We start from the raw sequence: 17,736 nt of genomic DNA on the forward strand, positions 1-17,736 counted from the left end.
GCGGATGTTCGAGCGGGTGCTGAACGTCTTCGCGGACTGCGGAGTCGGCCTGTCGAGCGAGGAGTTCCTCGACTCCCTCTGGCTCGCCGGCCGGCTGCCGTCGGCCCCCACCGGTGCCCTGGCGAGGGCGGGGGCCGGGAATCCGCCGGACGACGGCGTCCCTGCGGACTACCAGGTCCACGCCGAGCCCGCGGACGCCGGTGACACCGACGAGCACGCACGGCCGCCGGGCGCGTTCCGGCGCCCGCGGCGCGCCCGCGGCGCCCTGCACGGCGGCGCCGCCTCCACCCCGGCGAGGGACCGAAGGTTCGCCGACCCCCCGCCGGCCCCGGCCCTATCCGTCCGGCCCCCCGGTGAGAAGGCCCTCGGCACAGCGGAACTGGCCCTCGGCCGCGCGCTGCGGCCGCTCCGTCTGCACCGGCCGGATCCGCGCCGGACCGAGCTGGACGTTCCCAGGACCGTCACGGCCATGGCCGAAACCGGACTGCCCGACGCCGTGCTGCGCCCGGCCAAGGCGCACTGGCTGGACCTGGCGATCCTGGTGGACGACGGGGTGTCCATGCTCCCCTGGCAGCGTCTGGCCACCGAAGTACGACTCCTCATGCAACGCGGCGGCGCCTTCCGATTCGTCCACACGTTCAGCCTGGACACCCGCGCCCCGGACGGACCCCTGATGGGCTACCGCCCGTTCGGCACCACTCCCGCGACGCTCCCGCCTTCCGCCGTCGTCGACCCCTCAGGTCGCACTCTGGTGCTGGTAGTCAGCGACGGCGTGGGCCAGGCATGGCGTGACGGAAGGATGCACCACCTGCTCGACCGGCTGGCCCAGGTGGGCCCGGTCGCCGTGCTGCAGACGCTCCCGCCACGCATGTGGTCCGGCACCGGTATCCGGGCGGAGCGCTGGCGGGTCACCACACGGCGCCCGGCGGCGGCCAACGGGACCTGGCGCGTCACAGACCCGGTGCTGCCGCCCGCGCTTCGGCCGTTCGACGGTCTACCCGTCCCCGTCCTCACGCCCACCCCCGCCGCGGTGGCCACTTGGGCCCGGCTGGTCGGCTCGGCGGGTACCAGCGCGCTGCTGCCGCTGCTGGCGCCCGCGCCGTCGCGCGCCCGGCCCGACGCATCGGGCGCCGCGCGGCCCGGCATCGACAGGGCACCGAGGACCGAGGTGTCGAGGTTCCGTTCCGTCGCCTCGGCGCAGGCCTACCGGCTCGCGGCGTACCTGGCTGCGGTCGCGCCGCTGCCCGTGCCCGCGATGCAGCTCGTACGGCAGGCGCTCGGCGGGCCGGTGGACGCAGGCCATGTCGCGGAGGTCTTCCTCAGCGGGCTCCTGCGCCGCGTCGGTGACACCGAACGGCCACCACAGCAGTGGCAGTTCGACTTCTCCGAGGGAACGCGCCGGATCCTGCTCGGCACGGTGCCCCCGCCCGAACTGCTGCGCACCACCCGCGCGATCACCGGCCGCCTGGCCGAACTCAGCGGCACCTCGCCCACGTTCCTCGCCTGGCTGCCCCACCCGGACGGCCAAGATCAGGTGTCAAGCGGCCGACGGGCGTTCAGCTGGGTGGACGAGCGAGCCATGCGTCGGCTGGGCGTGCCGCTGCCCGCCGCCTCGGCGAGGACCGCCGCTCGGCCGCGCTACGACCTCGCGATCAGTACGACGCACGCGCCACCGACACCGGGCGACATGGCGGCGCAGGAAGTGGTGATCCCCTGGGCGTTCGGGAAGGAGGCCGACCCGAAGTCCGCGACGATCGAAGCTTTGCGGGCCAGCGGCCTGAACCTGGGCGACGTGGCCGCGAAGGTCGTCTTCATCGCCCCACCCGGGGTCACAGGGCTGCCGGCGTACGCCGCGGTGGCCGGATTCACCCACCGGTGGGTGGACGTCTACGCGGACGGCGGTGTGCTGGAACTGTCCGGCTCCGAGCCGGACACCGAGGGCATGGACGTGGCGAAACCTGACGAGTTCCTGCTCTGGGCACAGGTGGGCGGCCCGCAGGCGGACGGCATGCCGACCGTGGCTCTCCCGTCCGACCTCGACGGGCCACTCGACGAGCGCACGGTGCAGGTGGTGCATCACGCGGCACGGCTGCGCATGGTGCCACCGGGCTCCGCGTCGGCGGCCCTGCGGATGCTGACCAGGGTCGCGGCTCTGAGGGCCAAGGGGAGCGCCAGGTGGCGCCTGCCGGTGCTGTCCACCGGCACCGAGCCGCTTCCGGTGGACAAGTCGACCCGGGGGCAGGGCATCGACCTGGAGCTGATCAGGCAGACGGCGGAGCGGTACCGCAAGGAGATGGTGAAGGGAAGCGAGATGACCGAGACCATCCCCGCCCCCCGAGTGTCGCCGCTCAACCAGCGCATCGCACAGGCCGACACGACGGATCCCGCCACCCTGCTGCGTCGCCTCGGCGCCGCTTCTCAGGACGGGCAGAGCTGGACCTGTCCCCGGGACCGGGGCGACCACGCCGACATCGTCTTGAAGGTCCGCTCCGGTGGCCGGATCTCCTGCAGACGCTGCTTTCCACGCGACGTCGGGCTGGTCCGGCTCACCGAGGAAACGCTGCTCCTGACGCCCGACGAGGCCGCCGCATTCATCCTGAACGACCACAGTGCCGGTTTCCCGGCGCCCGGTACGGCGGTCACCGCGCGCGTCACCGGCTCCGCGCCGGATGGGTACCGATGCGCTGTCCGCGACCCCGTCACCGGCCGGACACGCGAGGCGGTTCTGCCGGCACGAGAGCTCCGGGAACTCCACAAGGGCCGCTCCGGCCGCCGCCTGGCGCAAGGGGACACCGTCGTCGCGCTGGTCCTCGGGATGGGGGACGGCGGGCAGCGGGGCGGTCCGCAGAGCGGCGAGGACGGTGCCCTCGTGCTGTCCCTCACCGCCGCGGCCCTGGTCGAGCGTGTCCTGGCCGGATTCGTGCCCGAGTTGACGACCGGCGAGGTGGCGATCACGGGCATCGCCCGGGTCCCCGGAGCCCGGACAAAAGTCGTCGTGGCACCCACCAGGTCGGCGAACAGCGTCAAGGGAGCCTTCATAGGGGAGGGCGCCGAGCGGATACATGGCGCTCAACGCATGCTCTCCGGACGGCTGAACGAAAGGATCGAAATCATCCCCTATTCCAGCAATCAGCGGAACCTGCTGGTCAACGCCCTTGTCTACGCGCAGCCGCCGACCGGCATTCTCATCGAGGGACAGCGAGCAGTCGTCGCCGTCCCCGAGCACCAGGTCGGCGGCGTCATGGGAGAAGGCGGTCTGAACGCCCGGCTCGCCGGACAGCTCACAGGTCTGTACGTCAAGATCGTTCCTTCGGGAGCCGACCTGAGGTTGGAGATGGACTCGGAATTCGACGGCGAATAGGCATGGCTGCCCGGTTACCGGCGCACGGCTCCGCGACTGTACCCACGGGCGGTACGCCCCTTGGTCGCAAGCTGCTGATCGACCAGTACGCAAGCCTGCGTCCCCCGTCCCAGTGACGGATCCCTGCAGGGGGTTGGCCACCACCCAGGGAGATCGTGCACCGCACTCTTCCCCAGGCGGGCAAGAGATGGACCGACACAGTCCAGTACCACGACGAGCGAGGCAGAAGAACCGCACGCCAGCGTTGTTCACGGCGTCGGTGGCGAGACGGTCGGCGGCGATGCCGCACGCCGCTCGGGCGCTCACGGACCACTCGTGATCTCCTCTGTCGCGTCGTCGGTTGTAGTGAGCGTGGGCTCTGGGTGAGGCGGTCGGTGCGGCGAACGCCCAGTGTCGGCCGGGATGGCCAGCGGCAGGTCCGCAGTGATGGTCGCGCCCTGAGGAGTGGTGCGGATGGTCAGGGTGCCGCCGATCTCCTCGACGCGTCCGTACATGGACTGGATGCCCACGCCGGGCGTCCACGGCTCGGCGCAGCGGCCGCTGTCGGCGACGGTCACGCGCAGGATCGCGGGGCCCGCAAGCTCCAGGGTGAGGGCGGCGGTGGTGCCGTCGGAATGCCGGGCGATGTTGGTCACGGCCTCCACCGCCACCCGGTACGCGGCCACCTCGACGGCCGCGGGAAGCGGCGGCAGACGATCCGGAGCGTCGATCGTAACGGCCAGGGGCCGGCCGTCCGCGGCGTGCAGCGGGGCGATGCGCTGGCGGACGGCGTCGACGAGGCCGAGTTCGTCGAGGGCCCGGGGCCTGAGTCCTTAGACGATCCGGCGGATCTCGGTGATCGCGTCGCCGATGTCGGCGCGCAGCCCGCGCAGTGTCTCCACGGCGCGCTCCGGGTCGGTGGCGATGAGGTTGACGGCCGCGTCCGCGGTGTAGGCGATGCCGGTCAGGGCCGGGCCGAGACCGTCGTGCAGATCCCGGCGCATCCGGCGCCGCTCCTCCTCCAGCGCGGTCACCACCCGGCCGCGGGAGAGGATCAGTTGCTCGCTGAGCCGTGCGGCGTGCAGGGCCTGGGCGAGCGGCGCCGCCACCAGTTCGACCACCGCCGTCGCGGCCCGGGGTAGCCGCAGGTGCCCGGGTGGAAGGCACACCACGAGGTCTCCCACGTGCTCGGCGCCCGCGCGCAGGGCGGTGAGCGTGGTGTGGCCGTCGTCCATGGTGCCCGCCGTGGCGATGTCGGCCCCGTCCTGGCGCAGTGCGATGCCGGGCACGCCGAGGGTCGAGCGCAGGGTGTGCAGCCACAACGGCGGCGGGGCGCCGGCGGTCAAGTCCGTGCCGAGCCGGGTCAACGTCTCGACCGGGTCGGCCGACCTGCCGAACAGCATCTCGTCCATGCTCGCCTCGACCCGCATCCGTACGGGCTGGTAGCCGGCGGCGATCGCGGCCGCCAGCAGTGCCGGCACTCCCTTGCCGGGCCGGGCGCCCACCAGCAGCTCCCACACCGCCGCGACACCTTCGTAGACCGCCGCGCTCAGCGCCAGCATGACGATCAGAACGGCGGCCCCGCGGATCACGACCCGTACGTCGGCCCGGCGTGGCGCGACGAGCGCGACGGTGACGGCGAGAGGGAGGAACAAAGACAGGGCTCCCGTGGCGAAGACGGTGGACAGCGGCCCCATGGGCAGGGAGTTCTGGGCCGCGAAGAGCAGCATGCCGCCCAGCGTCGTCGCTGCGGCACCCAGTACCAGCCACAGCACGCGGCGCCGGTCCTCCCCGGTGGTGACCTCGAAGAGCACCCAGGTCCCGGCGCACATCGAGGTTCCGGAGGCGATCGCCGCGGCCACCTGCGCCGCCTCCACACCGGCCACCGCGGCCACCGCGCATCCGGCGCCGGTGACGACGACGGCGGCGTCCGCCCGGCGCAGCAGGCGGGACGGCGGCCGCTTCTCCACGACGCGGAGGGCGGCCAGCGGCACGGTCACCGTGGAGGCGAGTACGGCCAGGACCGAGGCGAGAGTGTGGGCGCCGGCTGCGAGCGCGAGCGGAGCGGCCAGCAGGGCGGCAGCCGACCCGGCGAGGAACCGGGCCGCCGACGAGCCCGGGTGTCGGGCGGTGACCGCACCGCAGGACCCTGCCAGGAAGGTGCCGACCATCACCGCCCAGATCACCCACTGGTCGGAAGAGGAGGGCGGGGCGAACCAGAGGGAGGCGAGAGCCGCGGCGGTGAGCACTGCGAGACCGGCCCACAGCGCGGCGAGCGACGTGCCGACGAGCAGCGTCGACGGGCGCCGACCCGTCACGGCCCCGACCCCGGCGTAGCTTCGCCCAGCCCCCGTTCCCGGGCCAGGATCACCGCCTCGGTCCGCCCGCTCACCCCCAACTTGGAGAAGATGGCGGACAAATGGTTCGCCACGGTCTTCGAGGCCAGCGCCAGGTCGGCCGCGACCCGGGCATTGCTGTGTCCCCGGGCCACGCGGTCGAGAACTTCGAGTTCGCGGCCGGTCAGCTCGGGGAAGGGGGGAGCGGCCGGTGCGGGCACCGAACCGAGATGGCCGATGATACGGGCGGCAACGCCGGGCGCCATCACGAACTGCCCGGCCGCGACCGAGCGGATGGTGGTGAGGATCTCCTCCTGCTCGGCGCCCTTGAGGAGATACCCACGAGCGCCGGCGCGCATCGCGGACACCACCGTTTCGTCGTCCTCGAACATCGTGACCACGAGTACCGCCACGTCCGGCAGCACCGCGGCCAGCCGCTGGGTTGCCTCGACGCCGTCCATCCCGGGCATCTGGATGTCCATCACAACCACGTCGGGCCGGGTCAACTGGGCCTCCCGCAGCGCCTCTTCGCCGGTGGTCGCCTCCGCCACCACCTCCACGCCGTCCAGCGAGGCCAGCAGGGCGCTCATCCCGCGCCGTACGACGGGATGGTCGTCGGCGATGAGCACCCGGATCGGACCGGCGGCTGAGGTCATGCCCCGATGATGGCCGACCGGGATCCCGGCTGGGAGGCCCGTCGTCCTTCCGGGCCGGGAAATCCTCCCGGGTGACAGGGAACATCGGGCGATGCGCGCCGAAGGGCCCGCCCGCCATGCTCGGTTCAGTTGGTCGCCGCACCGGCGGCCCTCAACACCCGTAGCGGGGGAACCGACATGACCCGGATCGAAGCGGCGGGGCCGACCCTCACCCGCAAGAACAAGGTGGGCCTCGCGCTCGCCGGAGTGCTCGGGCTGATCGACATGACCAGCGTCTTCACCCCGCTGCCGGACTCGGAGGCGCCGGGGCCGCCGGTGGGCGTCCTCGTCGCTGGGACCGTCCTTGGAGTGATCACCGTCGTCGCCGTCGTCCACACCTGGCTCACGGCCGACCGCACCGGCTCCCGTGTCGTCGCCGGCTCACGGATCCTGTCGGCGGTCACCGCGCTCCCGGCGCTGTTCGTCACGGGTGTCCCGGCCTGGGTCGTGGCCGTCGTCGCGGTCTGCGTGGTCGTCACCGTCGTCGTGATCGCCCTGGTCCTGTCCCGCCCGGCTCCGGAACCCGCCGCGACATGACACCGTCGGCGGGCCTCCGCGGCACCGGAGCTCAGCCCGGCGACGTGCCGGCCTCTTGAGCAGTGCGGCACCACGGGGGTGCGCCGGACGCTCACACACTCTCCGTCTGCTGCGGCCCCTCGCCCGGCGGTCGCTGAGTCAAGCAACCGAAACGACGTTTTCACGTTCAAGTGAAGGATGAACGGGGACCTGAATGCGACACACTCGGGGGATCGGACGTGCCGCCATCGTGATGGCGGCGATCCTGAGCATCGTCAGTCTGACCACCACGGCGTGCCTGCCCGCCAAGATCGTCGTCAAGGCGATCGCCCGGGGTGCTCCGGCCGCCGCGCCCTTCTTCGCGGAAGCCCTCGGGCTGGGCACGAACCTGTCGATCGACGGGGCGCCGGCGCTCGGAGGAGGTGTACACAACGGCGACAGGCCCGGTCTGTACGGGGGTTCGCGGGACAGGAAGACCTGTGACAAGGACAGGCTCGCAGCGTTCCTGACGGACCGCACCAACCGGAAGAAGGCGGCGCAGTGGGCCGAGGTGCAGGACATCGGCATCGACCAGATCGGCGGTTTTCTCCAGAAACTGACGCCCGTTCTGCTGCGCAACGACACGCTGGTGAAGAACCACGACTACAAGAAGGGCAAGGCGGTTGCCTTCGACGCGCTGCTCGAGGCGGGCATCGCGGTACTCGTCAACCTGAACGGGAAGCCCGTGGTGCAGTGCAGCTGCGGTAATCCGCTGGGTGCGTTCGAGCACGATGTCGACAGCCCCGAGGTCGAGTTCAAGGGCAAGAACAAGAAGTGGAAGTCCTACGACCGGGAAAAGGTCGTCAAGGTCGAGCCGACGGACGACGGGGACGAGGTCGAGAAGTACGAGCTGGTCGATGTCCAGGAGGAAGATGCCGGACTGGAACGGCCTGTGGGCTCGGACGGTACGGAGGACACCCCCCTTCCCGTCGATCCCGGCGTCGAGGAGGACAGCGGACACGTCGACGTTCCCGAGGTGACGGGCACCTCCGTCGAGGAAGCCCGTCAGATCCTGGAGAGCCGGGGCCTCGCAGTCGAGACCACGGAAGAACCCTCCGAGACGGCCGGCCCCGGCATGGTCCTCGGCCAGAGTCCAGCCGCGGGAGAACGGGTTCCGGCGGGAGGCATGGTGACGCTCACGGTGGCCGCCGCCCCGTTCACGTCCACGTCCGAGCCCACATCGGAACCCCCGGTCGACGGGTCCACCGCCCCGGGCACCACGCCCACCGCGACGGACGACGGCACGTCAGGAGCCGCGGTTCCGGAGGGAGGAAGCCCGACCGCCACTGCCGACCTCGGGGGAGCCGACTCCGACGGGTCCTTCGACAGCACCTCCTGAATCCCCGGTCCGCCGCCGTACTGCCCCTGCTTCCGCTTTGATCGCGAAGGCAGGGGCGGCGCTGATTCACGGGGAGCTCCAACCCGCGGCACTTGTACACGGGGCCGTCCCTGGGCATCGACCAAGGCTCTTACCCACGCGAACAGCTGCTTCGTTCGTGGCCGGAGCCCCGGAAGAAGCCGCGGCCGCGGGGGACGCGGCTGGATGCGTACAAGCCGTTGATCGACCAGATGCTGCGGGCGACGGTGAGGTTCCTGACCCAGCGGCGGCCGGCCTGTCTGCCGCCCGACACCCGGCCGCCGCCTCGGCTGCGGCCTACGACCAGCTACTGCGGCGGATCAAGGCCGCCGCCTCCTGCGGGAGATCCCTGCGGGGCTTCGATTACGGCTGCCCATCCGGCTTGTCGTGGTCGGTGCCGGATCAGGTGCCGTTGCCTTCCGTGCCGCCACGTGCACGCAGAGCACACTTGGGGGGAGGGCGCACCGCGGATACGCCCCGGACTCCGGCGAGCAGCGATCCGTAGAAATTGCGTGGCTCGGTAGTCGGCGGGACGCTGGACAGGTCAGCCTCGCGGCATCCGACGACACGACGCCCGCGACATTCCGGACGCCGAGACGACTTGATGAGGTCCCGGGCGAGAGACCAAGCGGCGGGTGATCGAGGTGACAGCCGGAGAAGGCCGAAGCCGGGGGCATGACATCGGCGCCTCCCGAGGAGATCACCATGGACAGTGCGACCTTGGATGCGATGCGGACCTCTCTGCGGGGGCCGGTCATAGGCCCGCAGGATCCCGATTATCTCCAGGCTCGCAGCATCTACAACGCAATGATCGACAAGCGTCCTGCCGCCATCGTGCGGTGCGCGGACGCCGCAGATGTCATGAATGCGGTCAATTTCATCCGCGACAACGGCCTGGAACTCGCCGTCCGGGGTGGCGGGCACAGCGGTCCCGGCCTGTGCCTCGTGGACGACGGCGTCACCGTCGACCTGTCGCCGATGCGCTGGGTACGGGTCGACCCCGCCGCGAGGACCGCCCAGGTGGGCGGCGGCAGCCAGCTCCGGGATCTCGACCACGCCACCCACGGCTTCGGCCTCGCGACTCCCACCGGCATCGTGTCGATGACGGGCGTGGGGGGCCTGACCCTCGGCGGTGGCCATGGATACCTCACCCGCAAGTACGGCCTGACAGTGGACAACCTGCTGGCCGCGGACGTCGTGCTGGCCGACGGCAGTTTCGTCACCGCGAGCGAGACCGAGCACCCGGACCTGTTCTGGGCCCTGCGCGGTGGCGGCGGCAACTTCGGCATCGTGACCTCGTTCACCTACCGGCTGCACCCGGTGGACAACGTCGGTGTAGGAATCACCGTGTGGCCGGTCGACCACACCCGCGAGGTGCTCACGTGGTACCGCGACTTCCTCCCGCAGGCCCCAGAGGACATCTATGGCTTCTTCACGCTCTTCACCATCCCGCCCGGCCCGCCCTTCCCCGAACAACTCCACGGCCAGAAGGTGTGCGGCATCGTGTGGTGTCACACCGGTGACCCGGACCGCACCGAGGACGCCCTCGCGGTGGTGAACGAGCCCGCGCCGCCCGCCTTCCACTTCACGGCACCGATGCCCTATCCCGCGTTGCAGAGCATGTTCGACGAGCTGATCCCGACCGGGTACCAGTGGTACTGGCGCGGCGACTTCTTCGACCGCATCCCGGACCCCGCCGTGGACGTGCACCTCAAGTACGGCGAGAACCTCCCCACGCCGCTGTCGCTGATGCACCTCTACCCAGTCGACGCGGCCGCCCACCGGGTGGCCCGGGAAGACACCGCGTGGAGCTACCGGGACGCCGTCTGGTCCGGCGTCTTCGCCGGCGTCGACCCCGACCCGGCCAACGCCGAGACCGTCAAGCAATGGTGTGTCAACTACTGGGAGGAGACCCACCCCTACTCGATGGGCGGCTCGTACGTGAACTTCATGGGGCAGGGTGAGGACCAGGAGCGGGTCCGGGCCACCTACCGCGACCACTACGACCGGCTCGCACAGGTCAAGCGGACGTACGACCCGGACAACCTCTTCCGCGCCAACCAGAACATCAGGCCGACCCAGCAATACTGAACACACGGACCAACTGGGCGGTGGTCATTGCCAAGCGTTTATGAAAACGATTATCGTCTTGTCATGCCCGAGCGGGCATGAACATGACCCAGGGGGGTTTCCTTTGCGTACCCACAGACGCCTGCTGACCGTCACCGGCATCGCCGCCGCCGCGCTCGCCACGGCCGGTCTCAACACGTCGGCCTTCGCCGCCACCACGCTCAGCAGCGGCCACGTCGACGTCCTCGACGCCGAGTGGGACGGCGCCGATCTGCATCTGCACGTCCATGACGAGGAGACCGGCACCGAGTACGAGCCGGCGGACGTGACGCTGGCGGTGCCGGCGGCCGCCAGGGTCGCCAACCCCGGCCACGGCTGGCTGGGAACGGGCAGCCAGGTGTGGCTGCTCCCCGACGACGAACTCGTCGCGGACTCCCGGGGCGTTCTGTTCCCGGGCATCTCCACCGAGCACCTCGCCACGGGTGTCTTCGCCAACAACACGGTCACCTACCGGCTGGTCAGCGCCACCCGCAACGGAGCCGCCACCGAGGACTTCAGCGTCTACGCGGGCAGCACCCGCTGGTACGACAGCAACACCGCCACCACCTCCTTCAAGTCCAGGACCTTCGGAGTCGGCACCCACAACCACGCCAACTGGGCCTTCGAGGAGGCCGGTACCTACCAGCTGACCTTCAGGGTCCAGGGCACGGTAAGCGGTGTGACAGAGCAGGCCACCGCGACCTACACGGTCGTCGTCAGCTCGTGATGCGGGCCCTGACGCGCGACAGACGCGCCTTCACAGCCGCGGCTCTCACCACGGCGACCGCGGTGCTCCTGGGCGCGGCAGGGCTGGCCGCCGCCGGCGGCGGGCCTGCCCGTGCCGCCGGCGGTGCCGTCGTGCTCGACGAGGGCGAGTTCGATGTCACGCCCCGACTGGTCGACGGGAAGCTGGAGTTGCAGATCGACGACCGGAGCAGCGGCACGACGGCCGTGCGGGAGCCCTCCGATGTGGTGCTGCACGTGGTGCAGTCGTCCCTGCAGTCCACCCTGGACCCGGTGGCCACCGTGCTCGGCATGACGACCACGGACACTTCCTGGCAGCTCAACGGCTGGGAGGCGGAGAACATCTTCGCGCCGCAGCCGGGCTGGAACGGCTCCGCGGCGGGGGGCGACACCGAGGTCACGCTGTCCGGATACGACGGGCCCGGGGACTTCGGTATGGCCACGTACACCCCCGAGATGGACAACGCGGACGCTCCGGCGATCCCGTACCTGGGCAGCGTCGCGTCCGTTCAGCGCACCTTCACGCTGCCCGGCGACGAGGAACGGCTGCTGCCGATCTGGCAGTTCACCGCGGAGGGCGTCTACCGGCTGACGTTCGCGGTGACCAGCGGCGGTTCCACCGACACCGAGACGCTGGCCGTGGTCGTCGGTGACGACATCGACCCGAACGACGTAATGCCGGGCGACGGCTCCACCCCGACGCCCCCGACGCCCTCGACGTCCCCGCCGTCCTCGAGCACCTCGCCCTCGACGAGCCCGACGCCCACGCCCACCGCACCGTCCGCGTATGTCATCGACAACGGCCACCTCGATCTGGCCGCGCGCCCGGTGGACGGATCGCTGCAGTTCCAGATCAAGGAGGGCACGGCCCTCGACCACGAGTGGTATCAGCCCGACGAGGTCGTGCTGCATGTGAAGCCCGCGGCCAGGCGGAAGATCACTGAGGGGTATGAGTTCTTGGGGCCTGTGGGCGGCCCCGTGTGGTGGCTGCCGATCCAGCAGCTCGACGGTCTCATCTGGCCCGGCTGGAGCACCGACCAGTTCAAGAGCTCCGAGATCGACGGCCGTGTGGCCTTCCGGCTCGATGCCCTTCAGGGACCGGGCGCGTTGCACATCTTCGGCGAGGACTCGCTCGGCAAGGTGATCATGCAGGCCGACAGCTCCGACGGGCTGCCGGACAGCTTCGACCTGTCCGTGCCGACCCACCGTCATACCGTGTGGACCTTCGCCGCCGAGGGCGTATACCGCACCACCTTCACCGTCAGCGCCACACTCGCCGACGGCACGAAGGTCAGTGACACGGAGACCATCGCGTGGGTGGTCGGGGACGACGTGGACCCGTCGACCGTGAGGCCGGGTGCGGGGGACGAGCCGACGGCGACACCGACGGCCGGCCCGTCGGAGTCGGCCTCGGAGACGCCGACCGCTTCCGTGTCCCCGTCCGACTCGCCGAGCGCCTCGGCTTCGGCGACGGCCCCGGGTTCCGGCTCTTCCGGAGCCGGCGGAAGTTCGTCGACCGGCGGTAGCGGCAGCAGCGGAACCTCGACGACCGGCGGCCTGGCCTCCACGGGCGCGCAGGTCGGCGTGATCGCGGGCATCGCCGTGGTCGCCCTGCTGGTGGGCGGCGGTGCGGTGTTCTTCGTGCGACGTCGCCGTACCGCCCAGTGAAAGCTCCGCGTACGACGGACCGGCGCCTGGCAGCCACCCGGTCCGTCGTACGCGGCATTGTCGTGTTCGAGAGAAGGAGGAGCCCCATGCGGGGCCACCCCAGACGCACCACCACCGCCGCGCTGATCGCGGCGAGCGCGTTACTGTCCGGGTGCAGCGGGCTGCAAGCCGGTTCAGCCGATGCCGAGTTGACGGTGTCGACGACCACCGCGATCATCGCCGACCTCGTCGAGCAGGTCGGCGGTGACCGCGTCGACGTCACCTCGATCGTGCCGCACCACGGCGACCCGCACTCCTACGAGCCCAGCCCCGGAGACGCGGCCAAGGTCGCCAAGGCCGACGTCGTGTTCAGCAACGGGCTGCTGCTCGAAGAGCCCGGGATCATGAAGATGGTCCATACCAACGCCCAGAAGTCGGCGCCGAAGATCGAGGTCGCCGAGAAGCTGGAGGAGTACGGCGGCACGGTCATGGAGCTGGAGGAGGACCTCGGGCTCGACGTGCTGTGGCTCGGCTGGGCCGTCGAGGGCGAGGTCGCGGGAGACGGCTCCCAAGTCCGTACGACGGCCAAGAAGCTGGAGGGACCCGGCGAGCTGCGCGTGTATCTCACCGACACGCTCGGCAAGCCCAAGGTGTACATCGACTCCGCCGACGGCCTCGACGACGCCGACTCCTTCACCCTGCCGCCCGAGGCGCACACCCACGTCAACTGGGCGTTAAGCAAGCCCGGTACGTACCGGCTGACCGTCGAGGGACGGACCGAGACCCTCGACGGGAAGAGCGAGGAGATCGGCAGCGGCACCTTCACCTTCACCGTCGGCGACGACGCCGAGGCACCCGAGGGAGCGCGCGTGCTCGACGGCGGCCACGCAGACGTTGCCCTCAACGCCGAGACGGGGAAGGTGTACGTCCGCGCGGACGACGACAAGAGCGGCGAGCCGGCGCGGCTCGGGGCCGAGGACGTGGTGCTCAACGTGCCCGACCGGGCCAAGGCGGCCGTACCGAAGGAGGAGCCGTATTCCTTCCTCGGCGCGGCGGGCGACGAGCTGTGGGTGCTGCCGCAGGCCGTGATCGGCAAACACGTGCACGGCGACTTGGACCCGCACGCCTGGGCGGACGTCTCCAACGCCGAGGCGTACGTGCGACGGATCGAGACCGAGCTGATCAAGGCTGATCCGGACGGGAAAGCGACGTACGAGAAGAACGCGGCCGCGTATCTGAAGACGCTCGGCGCCCTCGACGAGGAGGTCGCGCGGAAGCTGGCCACCGTGCCGGAGAAGAACCGGAAGCTGATCACCACACACGACGCCTTCGGCTACCTCGCGAAGGCGTACGGCATGGAGATCGCGGGCTTCGTCGTGCCCGTGCCCAACCAGGAACCGAGCGCGGCCGAGGTCGAGGAACTCGGCAACACCATCCGGGAGAAGAAGGTCCCGTCCGTGTTCCTGGAGCCGAACCTCGCGGCGCGCGCCGACGTGCTGCGCAGGGTCGCCGAGGACGAGGGGGTCGGGATCTGCACGATCTACGGCGACTCGTTCGACGACAAGGTCGACGACTACGTATCGATGATGCGGCACAACGCGACCGAGCTCGCCAAGTGCCTGGGGGAGGACGCCTGATGAGGCGGAGAGTTCAGCGGGTCGCTGTGGCGGTGGTCCTCGCGGCCACACCGGTGGGACTGGCGGGAGGCGGGGTCGCCGTCGCGGACGACAGCACGGCACGTACGGTGGGACCCGGACTCGGGCGGATCGCTTATGCGGACGGGGCGTTGACCCTGGATCCAGCGGACCGCGCCCATGTGATCGACGTCGACGACGCGGACGTGGCAGACGCCTCGGCGCCCGGGTGGGACACGACCGGCGTACCTGAGGGCACGGTGGCTGGGGACACCGTTCGGTGGTCGCTGACCGGGCTCGACGGGCCGGGCGACCTGAAGGTGTACTCGGCCGAGGACGAGGACAAGGAGGGAGGCGACGCCGCCGAGGACGCGCTGCTGTTCGACAGCGCGGACAACCTGCCGGACGAGCACGAGCTCCCGGTGGGTCAAGAGGGCAAGACGCGCTGGGAGTTCAGCGAGGACGGCACGTACCAGGTCATCTTCTCCGCACAGGCCACGGCGGCTGACGGGCGGGATCTGTCGGTCGGGACCGTGTACACGGTGGTGGTCGGGGACACGGCGGACGGGAAGGACACGGCGGACGGGAAGGACACGGCCCCGGAGCAGCCGGTCGCCGGGGAGGCACCTGCCGAGGACGCAGCCGAGGAGGTGCGGACTCCGACGGCGGCCGGGAAGGCCGTGACGGAGGCGGTCGAGGCCCAGCGGCGCACCGCCCTGGTCGCCGCCACGGCCGCCACCGACGTCGTCTCCGACAAGAAGGTCCTCGACGAGGGCCACGTCGACTTCGCCGCCCGTGTCGTCGGCGAAAAGCTGCAGATCAACATCAAGGACGGCACGGTCTCGGGGAAGACGACCTGGCGCGAGCCCTCCTCCGTGGTCCTGCACGTCAAGCCCGCGGCCAAGAACACCCTGCCTGCGGGCGACGAGTTCGCGTTCCTCGGAAAGGGCGGCGACCCGGTGTGGCTGCTGGACCAGGTGCAGCAGGAGGGGCTGCTGTGGCCCGGCTGGTCCACGGACAACATCGAGGCCGGGGCGACCAAGGGGGGTGTGGAGTTCTCGCTCACGGCAGTCGAGGGTCCGGGTACCTACGCGCTCTACACGTACGACGCGATGTCGGGCGCGAACGTCCTGTTCAACAGCAAGGACGGGGTGCCGGACTCCTTCGACGTGCCCGCCGACACGCACGCGCACGGCGGATGGGCGTTCACCGAGGAAGGGACGTACCGGCTGACCTTCAAGATGAGCGGCACGCTGGCGAACGGTACGAAGGTCTCCGACACGGAGACGGTGACGTTCGCGGTCGGCGACACCGACCCCGGCAAGGTGACGCCGGGCGACGGCTCCGGCAAGGGCACCTCCGGGACCGCCGGGTCGTCCGGTACCTCTTCCTCGGGTTCCTCGGATTCCTCGGACACGGCAGGTTCCGCGTCCGACTCCGGCTCCACGGGCGGCTCTTCCGCCGACGACTCCAGCGACGGCACGATGGCCTCCACCGGCGCCGGTCAGGCCGTACTCCTGGGCTCGGCCGCGGCCGCCCTCACCGCTGTGGGCGCCGCGTCCTTCCTCGCCGCCCGGCGAAGGAGGACCGCACGTGGCTGACAGACCGTACCCGCTGCTGCGGGTCACCGGCGCGACCGTCGTCCTTGGCGGCAGGACGGCCCTGGAGAAGGCCGACCTGACCGTCGACTCGGGCGAGTTGGTCGGGCTCATCGGGCCGAACGGCGCCGGCAAGACGACTCTGCTGCGGGCCGTCCTCGGGCTGGTGCCGCTGGCCGGGGGAGAGGTGGCCGTCGAGGGACGGACCGGGCGCAGGGCCGGGCAGCGCATCGGGTACGTGCCCCAACGGCATGAGTTCGCGTGGGACTTCCCCATCGACATCGCGGGCGCGGTCCTCACCGGCCGCACCCGGCAGATGGGCTGGCTGCGCCGCCCGGGCGCGGCGGACCGGGCGGCGGTGGACGAGGCGCTGGAGCTGACCGGGCTCACCGAACTGCGCCGCCGCCCCGTCGGTGAGCTGTCCGGCGGCCAGCGGCAGCGGGTCCTGGTGGCCCGCGCCCTGGCCGCCGGGCCGCGCATCCTGCTCCTCGACGAGCCGTTCACCGGAGTCGACGTACCCACCCAGGAGTTGTTGAACGAGCTGTTCGGCCGGCTGGCCGCGGAAGGCAGGGCGCTGCTGATGACCACCCACGACCTGGCGGCCGCCGCCCGCACCTGCCACCGGGTGGCGCTGATCAACCGCACGGTCGTCGCCGAGGGCGGCCCCGAACTCCTCGCCGACCCCGACCAGATGCTGCGGGCGTTCGGCCTGGACCGCGCGATCGGAGCCGTAGCGTGATCGAGTTCCTCACGGATCCCTGGCAACTTCCCTTCATGCAGCGGGCGTTCGCCGTCGCCGCGGTCATCGGCCTGGTGTGCGGAGTGGTGGGCGTGTACGTCGTGCTGCGCGGCATGGCGTTCATCGGCGACGCGGTCGCCCACTCGGCCTTCCCGGGCGTCGCGCTCGCCTACGCCTTCGAGGGCAACCTGCTCCTCGGCGGCGCCGCGGCCGGCATCACGACGGCCGTGTTGATCGCCTTCGTCTCCCAGAACCGGCGGCTGAAGGAGGACACCGTCATCGGTGTCTTCTTCGCCTTCGCCTTCGGACTCGGCATCGTGCTGGTGTCCACGCGCGACAGCTGGACGACCGACCTGTCGTCCTTCCTGTTCGGGCAGGTGCTGGCGGTCAGCGCGGCGGACGTGTGGACCGTGGCAGCCATCGGGGCCGTACTCGTGCTCGTCGTACTCGCGATCGGCAAGGAACTGGTCGCCGTCAGCCTGGACCGGGAGGCGGCACGTGCCGCGGGCCTGCCGGTGTTCCGCCTCGACCTGGCCCTCTACGTCGTCGTGACCACGACGATCGTGATGTCCCTGGAGGCGGTCGGCAACATCCTCGTCCTCGCCCTGCTCATCACCCCCGCGGCCGCCGCCCGCATGCTCACCGAACGGCTGTGGGCGATGACCTTGCTGGCGTCGCTCATCGGCTGTGCGGGCAGCGTGGCGGGCCTGTACGTCTCGTACACCTACGACCTGGCCGCGGGCGGCTCGGTGGTCGTGGTCCTCACCGGCCTGTTCGTCCTCACCTGGTGCCTGGCACCCCGCCACGGCCTGATCGCGAAGCGCATCCGGCGCCCGGACGGGGCCGCCCTCGTATCCGCCGGACGTTGACACTCCGACGGCCGGCCCATGCACCACGGCGATGGGCGCGGTGGCGTGGCGGCGGTCTCGCGGGCAGGCTGCCCGTGAGGCCGGCCGTCGCGTTCACCGGGCGGGAGTGCCGT

13 protein-coding genes are annotated in these 17,736 nt (G+C 71.0%); 10 read left to right on the forward strand and 3 right to left on the reverse strand.

Annotated features, from left to right (window positions below):
- The first annotated feature begins 4 nt into the window (after positions 1-4).
- On the forward strand, positions 5-3,361 hold the full coding sequence (locus CLM62_RS17205) for an SAV_2336 N-terminal domain-related protein (protein WP_095750757.1): 3,357 nt from the start codon (positions 5-7) through the stop codon (positions 3,359-3,361).
- Positions 3,362-3,663: 302 nt separating this feature from the next.
- Here CLM62_RS17205 and CLM62_RS17215 read toward each other — a convergent pair whose 3' ends face one another.
- From CLM62_RS17215 to CLM62_RS17225, 3 genes are all read right to left on the reverse strand, one after another.
- Entirely contained in the window at positions 3,664-4,026 is a 363-nt protein-coding gene (locus CLM62_RS17215; protein WP_095750758.1) for a sensor histidine kinase, read from the reverse strand.
- Positions 4,027-4,173: 147 nt separating this feature from the next.
- Entirely contained in the window at positions 4,174-5,658 is a 1,485-nt protein-coding gene (locus tag CLM62_RS17220; protein ID WP_095750759.1) for a histidine kinase dimerization/phosphoacceptor domain-containing protein, read from the reverse strand.
- Positions 5,655-6,332: a response regulator transcription factor gene (locus CLM62_RS17225; protein WP_095750760.1), complete on the reverse strand. Its 678-nt coding sequence runs from the start codon at positions 6,330-6,332 to the stop codon at positions 5,655-5,657. Before CLM62_RS17225 ends, CLM62_RS17220 begins: the two co-directional genes overlap by 4 nt.
- Positions 6,333-6,509: 177 nt before the next feature.
- Between CLM62_RS17225 and CLM62_RS17230 the strand changes: the two genes are divergently transcribed.
- The 9 genes from CLM62_RS17230 to CLM62_RS17270 all read left to right on the forward strand — a co-directional run bounded on the left by CLM62_RS17230 (position 6,510) and on the right by CLM62_RS17270 (position 17,623).
- Positions 6,510-6,908 carry a hypothetical protein gene (locus CLM62_RS17230; RefSeq protein ID WP_095750761.1) on the forward strand — a complete coding sequence of 133 codons (399 nt, stop codon included), beginning with the start codon at positions 6,510-6,512 and terminating at the stop codon, positions 6,906-6,908.
- Between the two features lie 193 nt (positions 6,909-7,101).
- On the forward strand, positions 7,102-8,265 hold the full coding sequence (locus CLM62_RS17235) for a DUF6777 domain-containing protein (RefSeq protein ID WP_095750762.1): 1,164 nt from the start codon (positions 7,102-7,104) through the stop codon (positions 8,263-8,265).
- Positions 8,266-8,988: 723 nt separating this feature from the next.
- Complete coding sequence (locus CLM62_RS17240; RefSeq protein WP_095750896.1) at positions 8,989-10,374, forward strand: FAD-binding oxidoreductase; 1,386 nt, start codon at positions 8,989-8,991, stop codon at positions 10,372-10,374.
- 103 nt (positions 10,375-10,477) lie between these two features.
- On the forward strand, positions 10,478-11,119 hold the full coding sequence (locus CLM62_RS17245; protein WP_179382125.1) for a choice-of-anchor M domain-containing protein: 642 nt from the start codon (positions 10,478-10,480) through the stop codon (positions 11,117-11,119).
- Positions 11,119-12,804: a choice-of-anchor M domain-containing protein gene (locus CLM62_RS17250; protein WP_095750764.1), complete on the forward strand. Its 1,686-nt coding sequence runs from the start codon at positions 11,119-11,121 to the stop codon at positions 12,802-12,804. Before CLM62_RS17245 ends, CLM62_RS17250 begins: the two co-directional genes overlap by 1 nt.
- Positions 12,805-12,890: 86 nt before the next feature.
- On the forward strand, positions 12,891-14,420 hold the full coding sequence (locus tag CLM62_RS17255) for an anchored repeat ABC transporter, substrate-binding protein (protein ID WP_095750765.1): 1,530 nt from the start codon (positions 12,891-12,893) through the stop codon (positions 14,418-14,420).
- On the forward strand, positions 14,420-16,018 hold the full coding sequence (locus CLM62_RS17260; protein WP_095750766.1) for a TIGR03773 family transporter-associated surface protein: 1,599 nt from the start codon (positions 14,420-14,422) through the stop codon (positions 16,016-16,018). Before CLM62_RS17255 ends, CLM62_RS17260 begins: the two co-directional genes overlap by 1 nt.
- Complete coding sequence (locus CLM62_RS17265; RefSeq protein WP_095750767.1) at positions 16,011-16,754, forward strand: anchored repeat-type ABC transporter ATP-binding subunit; 744 nt, start codon at positions 16,011-16,013, stop codon at positions 16,752-16,754. The genes CLM62_RS17260 and CLM62_RS17265 overlap by 8 nt, the downstream gene beginning before the upstream one ends.
- Positions 16,751-17,623, forward strand: coding sequence for an anchored repeat-type ABC transporter permease subunit (locus CLM62_RS17270; protein ID WP_095750768.1), 873 nt, complete (start codon positions 16,751-16,753; stop codon positions 17,621-17,623). Before CLM62_RS17265 ends, CLM62_RS17270 begins: the two co-directional genes overlap by 4 nt.
- Positions 17,624-17,736 lie beyond the last annotated feature (113 nt).

Source organism: Streptomyces sp. SA15, assembly GCF_002291145.1.
Lineage (GTDB): Bacteria > Actinomycetota > Actinomycetes > Streptomycetales > Streptomycetaceae > Streptomyces.